This window comes from Streptomyces sp. NPDC037013 (genome assembly GCF_055607265.1).
The window spans coordinates 283,243-296,051 of the sequence record NZ_JBVJRV010000004.1; the positions used below are offsets into that span (position 1 = coordinate 283,243).

Annotated in this window: 8 protein-coding genes; 6 read left to right on the forward strand and 2 right to left on the reverse strand. The window is 74.8% G+C overall.

The features are described 5' to 3' along the window. Positions 1-155 precede the first annotated feature (155 nt). The 6 genes from ACZ7DY_RS15840 to ACZ7DY_RS15865 are packed head-to-tail and all read left to right on the forward strand — an operon-like array spanning position 156 to position 11,141. Entirely contained in the window at positions 156-2,549 is a 2,394-nt protein-coding gene (locus ACZ7DY_RS15840; RefSeq protein WP_471135220.1) for a hypothetical protein, read from the forward strand. Continuing rightward, entirely contained in the window at positions 2,542-3,654 is a 1,113-nt protein-coding gene (locus tag ACZ7DY_RS15845; RefSeq protein WP_471135223.1) for an NAD(P)/FAD-dependent oxidoreductase, read from the forward strand. The genes ACZ7DY_RS15840 and ACZ7DY_RS15845 overlap by 8 nt, the downstream gene beginning before the upstream one ends. Then, the gene (locus tag ACZ7DY_RS15850; RefSeq protein ID WP_471135225.1) at positions 3,651-6,128 is read left to right on the forward strand and encodes a lantibiotic dehydratase; all 2,478 of its coding nucleotides are present in this window, start codon (positions 3,651-3,653) and stop codon (positions 6,126-6,128) included. Before ACZ7DY_RS15845 ends, ACZ7DY_RS15850 begins: the two co-directional genes overlap by 4 nt. Beyond that, a complete protein-coding gene (locus ACZ7DY_RS15855) occupies positions 6,125-7,501 on the forward strand; it encodes a TldD/PmbA family protein (protein WP_471135226.1) in 1,377 nt (458 codons plus the stop codon). Before ACZ7DY_RS15850 ends, ACZ7DY_RS15855 begins: the two co-directional genes overlap by 4 nt. Further along, positions 7,498-8,736, forward strand: coding sequence for a metallopeptidase TldD-related protein (locus ACZ7DY_RS15860; RefSeq protein ID WP_471135229.1), 1,239 nt, complete (start codon positions 7,498-7,500; stop codon positions 8,734-8,736). Before ACZ7DY_RS15855 ends, ACZ7DY_RS15860 begins: the two co-directional genes overlap by 4 nt. Beyond that, a complete protein-coding gene (locus ACZ7DY_RS15865) occupies positions 8,733-11,141 on the forward strand; it encodes a hypothetical protein (RefSeq protein ID WP_471135231.1) in 2,409 nt (802 codons plus the stop codon). The genes ACZ7DY_RS15860 and ACZ7DY_RS15865 overlap by 4 nt, the downstream gene beginning before the upstream one ends. A gap of 47 nt (positions 11,142-11,188) precedes the next feature. Here ACZ7DY_RS15865 and ACZ7DY_RS15870 read toward each other — a convergent pair whose 3' ends face one another. Then, on the reverse strand, positions 11,189-12,205 hold the full coding sequence (locus tag ACZ7DY_RS15870) for a phosphotriesterase family protein (protein WP_471135233.1): 1,017 nt from the start codon (positions 12,203-12,205) through the stop codon (positions 11,189-11,191). Further along, a complete protein-coding gene (locus tag ACZ7DY_RS15875; RefSeq protein ID WP_471135236.1) occupies positions 12,202-12,786 on the reverse strand; it encodes a DUF4865 family protein in 585 nt (194 codons plus the stop codon). Before ACZ7DY_RS15875 ends, ACZ7DY_RS15870 begins: the two co-directional genes overlap by 4 nt. Positions 12,787-12,809: the final 23 nt, after the last annotated feature.

Genomic DNA, 12,809 nt, shown 5'->3' on the forward strand with positions numbered 1-12,809 from the left:
CCGTATTCCGTTTTCTTATTCGGAGTGCTGGATTCCCGCTCGAGCTGACGGAATGCGGTGCGGCCGAGGTCGTTGAGGCCCTGGACCGCGTAGCGAAACCACGTGCGCGGGCGGCCCAGTTGCTGCGGCAGTGGCCGGAGCGGTTCGATGCCGCCGTGGACCGGCTCGGGCATCCACCGGAAGGCGCCGCGCGGGCCGACCGCTCCTTGTTCAAGGCCGTGTACAGGGCGCGGCGGGAGGTCACGTCCCTGCGCCCGGTCCCCGAGGCCGTCGCCGCGTACTTCGACGCCGCCTGGGTCCGTGACTGGCACGCCTGCCTCACCCTCCTCGACAGCACCGAACAGGAGCTGGACGACGCGGTCCGTCGCGCCGCGCAACACGGCCGCGACGCGCTCCGCGCGCTCCTCGCCGACCGCCGCTTCGCCGCCGCGCTCACGGTGTCCAATCCGGGCGCCGCGGCCAACATGGCCCGCACCCTGCGGGCCGACCCTCAGGGGCGCCGCTCGGCCACCCGGCAGACCGAACGGACGGTGTACGCGTACGCACAGCGCTTCGCCACGAAGAACGAGACCGTCAGCTTCTTCGGCCCCGTCGATTACGGCGCCTTCGACACGGGCGACACCGGCGAGAAGGCCACGAAGGCCGCGAAGGACGGCAACGGCGAAAGCGGCGAAGCGGCGACCACACGGCTCCGCTACGCCCATCGGCCGGTGCAGGCCCGCAGCGTCCGGCTCGCCCATTGGGCGGTCCAAGCCCTCGCCGACCGCGTCGCCCGGGACCCCGCCCTCGCGGAGCGCCTTCCGGTGCGGCTGCGCGACGGCTGCGCCCTGACCCCCGACGGGGAACTCTTGATCGCCACCACCGACCGTCGCGTGCGCCTCGGCGCGGACCGCGCGACCGTGCTGCGCCGCGCCGCATCGGGACGGTACAGCTGTGCGGAGCTTCGATCCTGGTGCCACGACCCCTCGGTGGTGGAGGAGTTGCTCACCCGCGGCCTGCTCACCTGCCGCCCGCTGGTCCCCACCGCACTGGACGACCCGGGCGCCTGGCTCCTCGACCAACTGAACGACCTCGTGCGCTCGGGCACCACCGTGGCCGAGCCGTGGCGCGACACGGTGGCCGCACTGGTCCGCGGGGCGACGGAGTCGACCGGAGGGGTTGATGCCGAGCCCGGCCAGGTCCCCCACCTCGAGGCCCTGGAAGCCGCCTTCACCCAGGCCACCGGTGAGCCCGCCCGGCGTGGGGCCGGGGACCACTTCGCCGATCGGCTGCTCGTCACCGAGGATTACCGGGGCGGGGTGACCGAGTGCACCGTGCCGGCCGGGGAGACCGAGACCCTCATCCGCAGGCTCTCCCCGGCGCTGCTGCTGTGCGCCTCCTACAGCACCGTCGTCCAACGCGCCGTTCACGACCGGGCCTTGAAGCTCCACGCCGAGCTGGCCCGCGGAGGCGCGGTGAGCTATCTGCGGCTCGTGGCGGAGCTGGACGCCGCACTGCCGATCGCCGACGCCCACGCCGCCCCGGGCCCCACCGCCTGGCGCGACCGGTTCGACGCGCTGATCGACGCCCGCACCACCGACGGCACCGCCCACCTCGAACCTGCCGCTCTCGCCCCTCTGTTGACCGAGCCGCCGCCCGGCCTCGTCGTCTCCCCCGACATCTTCCTGTGCGCCGACCCCGCCCGTACGTCCATGGCGGACAACCCCCTCGTCATCGGCGAGGTCCACCACGGCGCCCAGGTGTGGTCCCAGCTGTCCGTGCTCGACCCCGAACCGTCGGCCACGGAGGCCGCGGTGGCTTCGGTGGCCTCGGGGACCTCATGGACCTCGTCGACCGGGGCGGACCTCGAGATCGCCTCCCTCGTCTGCCGCCGCACCCAGGGGAAGGCCTTCGAACGGGAACTGCCGGGACCGGCGGTGCGGTTCCGCGCCGCTCTCGCCCAGCCGCACACCCGCGTGTGGGACGCGGCGCAGCTCACCGTCCACCAGAGCGGCGGTGTCCTGCGCCTCACCGCCCTGGACGGCACTCCCGTACGACTACGCGCCAGACATCCGCGCGCCCCCGCCAACTGGCTGTTCGGGCCGCCGCCCGTGATCGCCCCGCTGCCGCTGCGCGACGCCGCGTACGCGCCCCGCGTCCTGGTCGGCGACGTGGTGGCCTGGCGTCGCCGGTGGCGTCTCGACGCCCACCGGACGCGCGAGCTCGCGGCGGTCCGCGACCCGGCGCCGCTCGTACGGGCGGCGGCCGAGGTGAGGGATGAACTGGGCTTGCCCCGGCGGGTGTTCGCCAAGTCACCGGCCGCCCGCAAACCCGTCTTCGCCGACCTGCACTGCCCCACCAGCCTGCTGCACCTCTCGCACTACCTGCGCAAGTCCCCGACCGCCGACCTGACCGAGATGCTGCCCGAGCCCGGGCAGTGGTGGCTGCGCCCCGCGGGACGACTCGTCAGCTGCGAATGGCGGTTGACCGTCGGCTGGGAACCCTCCTCGCCCGTCTCTGATCCGCCTGTCCCTGACTCGACCGTCCCTGATGCGGAGCACCATGTCTGACAAGAGCGCTGCCCGGCAGCCGGACGCGATCGTCGTGGGTGCCGGTGTGGTCGGCGCCTCCACGGCGCGCGAACTGGCCCACGCGGGCGCCCGCGTACTGCTGATCGACCGTGACCGAGCGCCGGGAGCCGGTTCCCGCGCCGCCGCCGGGGTGGGCGTACCCTCCGTGCGGCTCCTCCAGGACCCGCCCATGCTCGCGTTCGCGCTCCGCGGTCAGCAGACCCTGGCCAAGGACCTCGACCGGCTCGCGACGCCGGAACGCCCGCTGTCGGGGGCCTGCGGAGTGCTGCGGCCCGTCGCCGACCAGGCGGCCGCGGACCGCCTCGCCGCGCTCGCGGCCGAGCACCTCGGATTCCTCGGCTCCTGGGTCTCCCCGGACGAGGTCGCCGCTCTGGAGCCCACGATGCGGAAGGGCACGCACGGCGCCTACCTCGATCCCGGCGCCACCGTCGTCGACGCCCCCGCCTACGTGGACGCACTCGTCGCCGAGGCACGCCGGGCCGGTGTCACCGTACGCACCGACTGCCCGCTCCTCGGCCTGCGCTCCGACGACCAGGGCGTGACCGCCGAGCTGCCCGACGGTCCGGTCCGCGCCGACACCCTCGTCCTGGCGGCGGGCGCCTGGACCGGCGCGCTGCCCGGCCTGCCCGCGCTTCCCGTACGACCCGTCAGGGGCCAGATGCTCCGTCTCGCCCCCGAGTCGGCGGACCAGCGCCCCCGTCACATCGTCTCCGGCCCGCTCTACCTCGCCCCGGCACCCGACGGACGCACCGTGCTGGTCGGGGCCACGGAGGAGGACACCGGTTTCACACCGGGGCCCACGGTCGAAGGCACCCTGATGCTGCTCGCCCACGTCGCCCGGAACTGGCCCGCGCTCCGCACGGCCCGGGTGGTCGACACCTGGTACGGCTTCCGCGCCACGACCAAGGACGGCCGTCCACTGATCGGCCGACTGCCCGGCCACCCCCGCGTCGTCGTCGCCACGGGCCACGGCGGCCAGGGCATCCTCACCGGAAGCCGCACCGGCGAGCTGGTGGCCGCGCTGGTCTCCGGTGAACAGCCCGAGGAACTGGTGCACTTCGACCCGGCGAGGACCGCTTTATGAGCGGTCGATGGCTGCTCCACGACCACGCGATCCTCCGCAGCACGGGCTTTCCCTGGCAGCTCGTCGAAGCCCTCGACTGGCCGCGCACCGACGCCGCCCTCGCCGACCTCGACCGGGCCGAGGCGGACCTCGCGGACGCGGTCACCGGCGTGGTCACCGCCGTACGGGCCGACCCGTCGGCAGTGGAGCCGCGCCTCTCCCGCAAGCTGCGCAAGGCGCTGAGCCGCCACGACGACGCACCCGACGAGCTGTTCACCGCCGTCGACAGCCGGCCGGTCCGCTCGGCCCTCCGGGAGTACGCGAAGCGTCTCGCGGCCGTGCGGGACGCGCGGCACACCGCCGCGTGGTGCGCGGACGAGGAGACCGGGGAGAGTCACCGGGCGCTCGTCGACGCCGTCACGGACCCCGCCCTGCGCGAGGCCGTGTGGCTCTCCAGCCCCTCGATGCACGACCGTGGCATCGGCGAACTGTCCGCACTGGCGGCGCGCCCCTCGCGAGGACCGGCCCGCAGACTGCGCCGCCAGTTCGCCGCGTACCTGCAGCGGCTGTCCGCCAAGAACGAGACCACGTCGTTCTTCGGCCCCGTCAACTACGCCGAGTTCGGCCAGGAGCCGACCGGCGCCGAACCCCTCGTCTCGGCCCCGGCGCTGCGTTCGGCTTCGCTCGCGTACTGGGCGGTGGTGGTCCTCGCCGACGCGGTCGCGGCCGATCCCGCCGTCCGGCCGTACCTGCGCCCGCGCACCAGCGGCCTCGTCTCCCGCGCGGAGCCGCTCACCGTCGCGGGCAAGCGGCCGAGCCTGCCGCCCGCCACCCTGGCACTGCTGCGCGCCGCCGACGGCCGCCGCACGGTGACGGAACTGGCCCGGTCCCTCGGCGTCTCACCCGACGCGGTCCTCGCGACGGCGCGGCACGCGGCGGACCGTGGCCTGCTCCTCCTCGACTGCCGCCCGCCGGTAGCCGTCACCGACGCGCTCGGGTGGCTGCACGCGGAGGTCGCGTCGTTCCCCTCCGGGGCGGACTGGCTCCGCCTTCTGGGCCGCATCCAGCGGCAGTTGGCGGCCTTCGGCACGGCAGGCCTCGAGCGGCGGCGGGAGCTGCTCGCCGAACTGGAGCGGGAGATCGCCCGCCAGGGGGACGGTGCGGTGCGCCGTGGCGGCGGCGAGTGGTACGCGGACCGCTTGGTGGTGCACGAGGAGGCGCTGGGCAGTGTCAGCCCGCTGCCGCTCGGGCGCGCCTTCCAGGACAGGCTGCGCGAGCGGCTCGCACCCGCACTCGACCTGCTCGCCGCCGAGGCCGTGGCCCACCACGCCCGGCTCACCCGGCAGTTCCTGGAGCGCCACCCCGAACTCGCCTCGGGCGCCACGGTTCCCCTGCTCACCCTGCTGCGTACGCCCGCGACGGACTCGGCGCCACCGGACGACGGGCCGCTCACGCCCGCGGGCCTGCGCCTGGCGGAACTCGTCGAGCGGGCGGCACGCACCGATCCCGGCCGCCCGCTGCGCGTCGACCCGGCCGACCTCCCCCCGGTGGACCTCGGCACCGACCCGCTGATCGCCTCGCCCGACGTGATGTTCCGTGCCGCGAGCCTCGCCGACGTCCTCGCGGGCGACGGCGACCTGGTGCTCGCCGAGTGCCACGACACCCTGCTGATCTGGGGGTGGGCGCTGCAGTTCCACCCCCAGCGGCAGCAGGTCCAGGAGGCCGGCGCCGACCTCCTGCGCCGCGCCTGCGCGGACACCACGATGGCGGTCGTGCTCGGCTCCCGCCGGGCGAAGATCGTGCCGTTCGACTTCCCCGGCCCGGTGGTCGACCTCGGCAGTACGCCGCCGCACGGCGACCGGCCGCGCCTGCCGATCGCCGACGTGGGGGTCGTGCTGCGCGGCGACAGACTGGTGTGCACAGCGCCCGGCGTACCGCACTTCCTGCTCCACCACGGCGAGTTGGACTCCGACGTGCACAACGTCCTCGCCCCGCCCCGGGTCCGTCCCGTCCGCTTCGGACAGTCCCCCCGCACACCACGTGTGGTGCTCGGCGATGTCGTCCTGGCGCGGGCCCGCTGGGAGGTGGACCGCGCCGAGCTGTTCCCGCAGCACGGCGGCGGGGTCGACGAACTGCGGCTTCTTCGCACCGCCCGCGCGGCGGCCGCCGCCCACGGGCTGCCGCGCCGGAGCTTCCTCAAGGTGCCGGGCGAGCGCAAGCCCGTACTCCTCGACCTGCGGGCCCCCGCGCTGCTCGACCTGGGGCGCCACCTCTCTGCCCGGGCGGCGCGGGACCACGTGGTCCTCACGGAACTGCTGCCGGGACCGGACGGGCTGTGGTTGCGCGGAGAGCAGGGCAGGCACTGCGCCGAACTGCGCACCACGATGGTGCTCGACCGGACGAACGGCCCGGGACAACCGGGACAACCGGGACAACCGGAACCACCAGGACCGTCGGGGCACCTGGGAGACTCCGGACGAGGGGACGCGGAGTGAGCCCCGCCGGGCTGTTCGGCGACGGCGAGCACGCCGCGCTGGTGCCGGCGCTGCGCGAACTGGGCCCGGACACCCTCGCGCTGCTGCGCCGCAGCGCCATGCAGCAGACCGCCCTGCGCGGTGACGCCGTCACCTCGACCCGGCGCGGCACCATGGGCTCCGCCCTGGAGACCGTCGGCCCCGGCACGCGCCGCCACACGTTCACCGGCGCCTGCTCGGCCGCCGCACTGCACCGCCTCACCGAGGCCGCCCGAGAATCCCGCGCGGCCACCGCCCCCGAGGCCGCCGGGCGGGAAGCGCCGGACGCCGGGGACGAACTGCCCGCGGAGGTGGCGGCGGCGCTGCCCGGCCTCGCCGGACAGCTGGCCGACCGCATGCTCACCGGCGGCCCCCCGGGGCTCCTTCCGCTGATCAACGCCGACGCCACCCGTACCCGTATCGCCGTGCTGCGCGCCGACGGGACCCTGGCCGCCGACGACCGGCTGTATCTGGAGCTGCGCATCGGGGCGCGGATCGCCGGTGCCCCGCCGACCGCGCGCAGCCTGCGCATCGTCTCCGCCGCGTCCCTGGAACTGCTGCTCAAGGGCGACCGGCACCTGGCCGCCGCCGACGAGGTCGTCCGCGGCGCCCTGGCGCGGACCGACGCGGTCGACCCGCCCGAGGGCGAACTGCCGGTGGTCCTCGGGCCCGCCGGGCCCGCCGCGCTGCTGCACGAGGTATGCGGGCACGGCCTGGAGGCCGACGTGGCGTGCGCGCCCGGGGGCGCCTACCAGGACCTGCTCGGCCGACGCGTGGCCTCGCCCCTGGTGACCCTCGTCGACGACCCCGGCATGCCGAGCTGGGCGCCGCTGTACCGGGTCGACGACGAGGGCCGGGCCGCCGGGCCGACCACCCTCATCGACCGGGGCGTGCTCACGGGTTACCTCGCCGACGGCGAGGTGTCCCGGCGTACCGGCCACCCCGCGACCGGCAATGGCCGACGCCTCGATCACGCCCACCCCGCGCTGTCCCGGATGAGCTGTACGTATCTCGCGGCGGGCCAGGCCCCGCCGGAGGAGGCTCTCGCGGGCATCCGCCGCGGGCTGTACGTGCGGTCCGTCGTGACCGGTGAGACCGACATGAGCGGCGGCGAGTTCACCGCCAATGTCACCGAGAGCTTCCTGGTCGAGAACGGCCGCATCACCGCTCCCGTACGGTCGGCGACCCTGCACGGCTCCGGCGCGGACGTCCTGCGGCAGGTCGACGTCGTCTGCGACGACCTGGACTTCCTGGCGTACGGCTACCACTGCAACAAGCAGGGGCAGTTCCCGCTCAAGGTGTCGGTCGGGCAGCCCACCCTCCGCATCCGTGCCCTGGGGGTCACCGGCGCATGACCGACATCCTGCCCGCCGACCGGCTCGCCCGGCGGATCACCGCGCACCGGGCCGCCCACGGTGCGGACGAGGTACGCGTCCGCGTCACGGACTCCGTCACCTCCGCGTACCGCACCGGCTACGACGGGGCGGTCTCCCGGCGCGGCGGCACCCACCGCTCCGTCGTGGTGTCGGTGCGGACCGGCTCCCACTGGTCCACCGAACTCTCCGACGGCGCCGCGCCGCCGCTACCGCACCCACCGCCGACGGACGCGGCCGGACGGGTGTCGGCGTGCCTCCTCGACCCCGCCACCGGGCAGCCTTGCCCCGAGGTCGTCGACACCGAGTACGCCGAGACGTTCAGCGAGGTCACCGTCCTGAGCGCCGACGGGCTGACCCGGTGGGAGCACACGCACCGGCGGCTGCGGCACTGGGTCGGCGGCGCCGGGGGGCAGCACCTGGAGGGCGCCGTGACCTGGGGGGACCGGCTGCCCGACCCGCTGGTCCCGCGCGAGGAGCGCCTCGGACTGCTCGCGGTGCGGGACGCCGGGCCGGGGCCACGGGGCACGATGCCGGTCCTGTTGCGTCCGGCCGTCGCCCTGCACCTGGTCAACCTCCTCGCCAGCATGGTCAACGGCACCAACGTGCTGGGCGGCATGCGGGCCCTGCGGGAGCGGGTCGGCCGCCGCATCGCCGCCCCGGCCGTCACGGTGGTGGACGACGGGCGCCTGGACGGGCCGTACGGCTCCCTCGTCGACGACGAAGGTGTGCCCACGGCGCGCAACGTCCTCCTGGAGTCCGGCGTCCTGCGCGGGTTCCTGCACTCGCGGGCGACGGCCGCCGCCTTCGGGTGCCCGCCCAACGGCTGTGCGGTGCGCAGCGAGCCGGATGGCCCCATAGGGCCCGCCGTCCGCGGCTTCGCGCTGCTGCCGCAGGGCGGCGGCGGGGCCGGTGCGGGCGGTGGCTCCGACGGCGTGGACGAGCTGCGCGCCCTCCTCGGCACCGGGCTCGAAGCGGTCGCCGTGTGCCGCCCCGCCGTGCGGACCGACGGCGGCCGGAAGATCCGCCTGGAGCTGTTCGGCTGGCACGTGCGCGCCGGCGAGCCCGACCGTCCCGTCGGTCCGGTCACGCTGGAGGTGGGGCTCTTCGGCTGGCTCCGTACGGTGGCGGCGTGCGGCCCGACGCTGCACCACTCGGCGGTCTTCCGCGGCCTGGCCGCCCCCGCCGTGCTCCTTTCCGAGGGGAGCGTCGGGTGACGGACACCACGGACGGCTGGTCGGTGCACCCCCACGCGGCGCTGCGGATGGCGGGTTTCCCCTTCTCCTGGTGGGAGCGGCTGCCCCCTCCCTCGCTGCTCGCCGCGCAGGCCGAGCTGGACACGCGCTGGGCGGCCGCCCGTCAGCACCGGGCCGAGCTGCTGACCGCCACGTTCCCCGCCGCCGTCGACGCCGCCGGTGACCCCGCGACGCGCCGCGTGCTCAGCAAGTGCCGTACGGCGGTGGGCAAGAACCGCCCGGTGGCGGCACCGGAGGCGGCACCGGCCTGCGTACGGGACGCGCTGCGGGAGTGGAACGGACGGCTTGAGGCGGTACGGGAAGCCGTGTCCGGCCTGACCGGGAGCTGGACCGAAGACGTTCCGGCGCTACGGCGGCGGCTGCACGAACTCGCCCGCGAAGAGCCGCTGCTGGAGGCCATCGGCCTGCTCAGCCCGTCCTTCGGTGAGGCGCTCCACCGCTTCGCGCACGCCCCGCTGCCCCCGACGCGCACCAGCCGCGTCCGCAGCCTGGAGCACCGGTTCCTGCTGTATCTGCAGCGCCTGGTCGCCAAGAACGAGACCAACAGCTACTTCGGGCCGATCGGCGCCGCCGCCTTCTGCCCGGACGCGCCGGTGCCGCTGCGCGTCGACGGCACGCCCGGGCACGGGCCTCCGGCGGTGTTCAGCAGCCCCCGCACGGTCCGGGCCCTGGCCGACCTGATCGCTGCGGAGCCGGAGTTCGCCCCCCACCTGGTGCTGCGCAGGTCGCCGATGTTCACGCTGGCGGAGGGACGGCTGACGCATCTGCCGAGCGGGCGCTCGACGCGGGTGAGCCCGGGTGAAGCGGCTCTCTTGTCGGCTCTTTGCCCCGGCGCCGACGCCTCGCCCCCGCCCGTCTCGGACCCGTCGCCGGACCGGCTCCTCAAGATCGGGGCGCTTGTCCGCCAGGTGCCCCTCGACCTGTGGACCGCCGACCCGCTCGCCTCGCTCGAAGCCTGGCTGCGCGACCTGGGGCCCCGGCCCGCGGTGCAGGAGTGGCTGGCACGGTTGGGTGAACTGCGCGCGGACATGCGGGCGTTCGGGGAGGCCTCGGGCAGCGGCGCCCGGCGCGCGGCGCTCGCCCGGGCGGAGGACCGCGTCGCCGCGCTGACCGGCGGCGCCCCCCGGCAGGGCGGCGGCCGGATGTACGCCGACCGCAGCGTGCTGTTCGAGGAGCGCGAGAACCGTCTCTCCCTGACCGTCGGCGGCCGGGCCGCCGCGGAACTGCCCGACGACCTCGCCCCCGTCCTCACCTACTGGGCCGCGGTCGCCTGCCAGCGGCACCGGCAGTACCAGCGGGCCGCCGCCGCGCTGTACGACCGGGAGTGGCCCGGCAGGCCCGCGGTTCCGCTGCCCGCCTTCCTCCGCGCCGCCGCGACCCTGCCCGCCGTGTCGGCCCCGACCCCGGCCGAGACGAGGGTGGCCGAGCTCGTGGGTGAGTCCACCGATGAAGTGCGCCTGGACCCAGGTGAGTTGCTGTCTCTCGCGTACGCCGTGGCAGGGCCGGTCTTCACCTCCGTCGACCTCCTGCTCGCCGCCCCTGATGCGGCAGCCGCGTTCCGGGGGGACCGGCGCTGGGTCCTCGGCGAGGCGCACGCCGGGCATCTGCTGTCCGTCTTCCCGACGGACCACTTCGCGCGCCTGCGGGACCCCGGGGCCCACACGCGGCGGGACAGCTGGCTGTTCGGCGCGCTCCAGCGCACCGGGCGCAGGGCGGCCTGGCTGGTCACCGGCCGCGACACCAAGATCTTCCAGTACCGACAGCCCGCCGTCGCGGTGCAGCTGCGTCCCCATCTGCCGGACCATGCGGCCCTGCCCGCCTCACAGCTGACCGTACGGAGAAAACTGAGCGCATCGGATGAAGGTGACGAGGGGGACGGCATCGCACTCTGGGACTCGCACGGGCCACTGTGGCTGCTGCCCGCCGTCCGCCCCGCCACCGACACCTTCGACCCGCTGGCCGCGCTCTCCTTTCCCGCTGTGCAGAGCGTGCCGTTCGGCCTGGGGCCGCTGCGACCCCGGGTCGTCGTCGGGCGCACCGTGGCGCAGCGGGCCACCTGGCGGGTGCCCGCCCCCGCCATCGGCGGGTTGCGGGACGCCGAACAGCACCTGGCCGCCCGGGCGTTCCGGTTCGAGCACGGCATGCCCGAGCTGGTCTTCGTACGCCTGCCGTGGGAGCCGAAGCCCACCCTGCTCGACTTCCGGAACCCGCTGTCCGTGGGCGCGTTCGCCGGCCTCCTGCGACACGCCCCGAACGGCGCGGACCGCCCCGTCGTGACGTTCAGCGAGATGCTGCCGGGCCCGCAGGATCTTTGGCTCGCTGATGGGCGCACCTTCGAGGTGCGGGCGTTGGCGGTGCGAGGGTGAGAACTCGATCTGGGCGAGGTCCGCGGGAACCTTCATGCCCAGTCGGTTCAGATCGGCCGCAGACAGTCCGCGTCGGGTAGCGAAGGTGACGTTCGAACCAGCCGCCCCGTGGGTGACGCCGAATCCGAGTCGCCCGACCATTCCACCGCGAAGGCCCGCCCCGGGTTCACCGTCAGGATCCGCTCCACCAGCTCGGCGCCGACGGCGAGTTCGAGGCGGGGCCGCACCCTGCGCAGCAGATGCGGCATGCCCGGGCCGCCGTGCACCGACCGCGCGCCGGACGTGGTCGTGTCGCCGCCGAGCAGGATCCGGTCGCCGTGGCCCGCGTCCGCGAGGTGACGCACCGCGTCCGGCATGCGCCAGTCCGTGGCGTGGTGGGCGCGGGAGGGGCCGTCGAAGGCCACGTAGGCTCCGGCCGCCGCGGCCTGTACGTGTGTGGTCAGATCGGGGGAGCGGTTGAGGTGACCGAGGATCACGCGGTGCGGCGGCACGCCGAAGTCGCCGCAGAGCAGACCGAGTACGTCCAGTGCACCCGTGCCCAGCTCCAGGTGGACGGCGATCGGCGCACCCGTCGCGTGGTGCGCCTCGGCCGCCGCCGTCATCGTCCAGCGCGCGTGGGCGTCGAGCCCGTGGAAACCGCCCGCCACCTTGATCAGCCCGGCCCGTACGCCGGAATCGCGGATGCCTTCGGTGATTTCACGGACGAAGACCTCCGCGAGGCCCTCGGAGCGCAGCCGTCCGAGGAACTCCGTTGTGTAGTGCACGGCTTGGTGCAGGCCGGTCGCCGCGACGAGGCGGACGCCCGTCGCCCGGGAGAGCCCGGGAAGCCGCTCGGCGTGCCGCCCCATCCCGTGCGGCGTCCACTGCACGACACTCTGCCCGCCCACGTCACGGAACGCGGTCAGCTCCTGCGCCGCATGCACGGCCGAGTCCAGTTCCTGGCGGGGGAGTTGCGGACTGCGCAGGAATACGTGGTCGTGGGCGTCGCACACGCCGAGTTCCGCCGGGGCGACGTCCCCGAGGACGGTACGGACCGTGGGGCCCGTCACCGCTGCCCCCGTCACCACTGCCGTCCCTGCGCCAGCTTCGCCCGCTCCGGCGCCGAGACGTGCAGCACCTGGAACACGTCGCCGGCCTCCGTGGGCGTGTCATGGTCCCAGAGCGAGAAGTGCACGGCCTCCCAGGTGCGGGGGTCGACGGCGGCCAACGCGCTCACCACGCCGTCATGCCGAGCCAGCCTCCGTGCTTCGGCGGCCAGTTCGACGGCAAGGTCCGGGAGTGCTGTCCCTTCGGGTATCCGCTGCCGCCGGCGTACCGCCGTCCTCGGTACGGCCGTGGCGGCACCGCCCTCCTCGTACGCGAGGGTCGTCCAGTGGTTCACCACGGGCCGCCCGAAATCGTCGACGAGTCCCTGGAAGCCGGGCCCCCAGAGGAAGGAGTTCAGGCCCTCGTCGGTGTTCCAGAGGTAGAACGGCGCGTACTGATTGAGGAGGGAGCCGGCCACACCGCGCTCGCGCATCAGGTAGGCCTTGAAGCCGAGGCCCGGGAAGTCGTCCAGGAGGTGGCCCTTGGACTCGACGCGGTGCCGGATGACATCCATGTCGTAATCGGCGGGCAGGGTGATCTCGTACTGCATCGCGTGCATCGCGTACTCCTATGGCAGCAAGG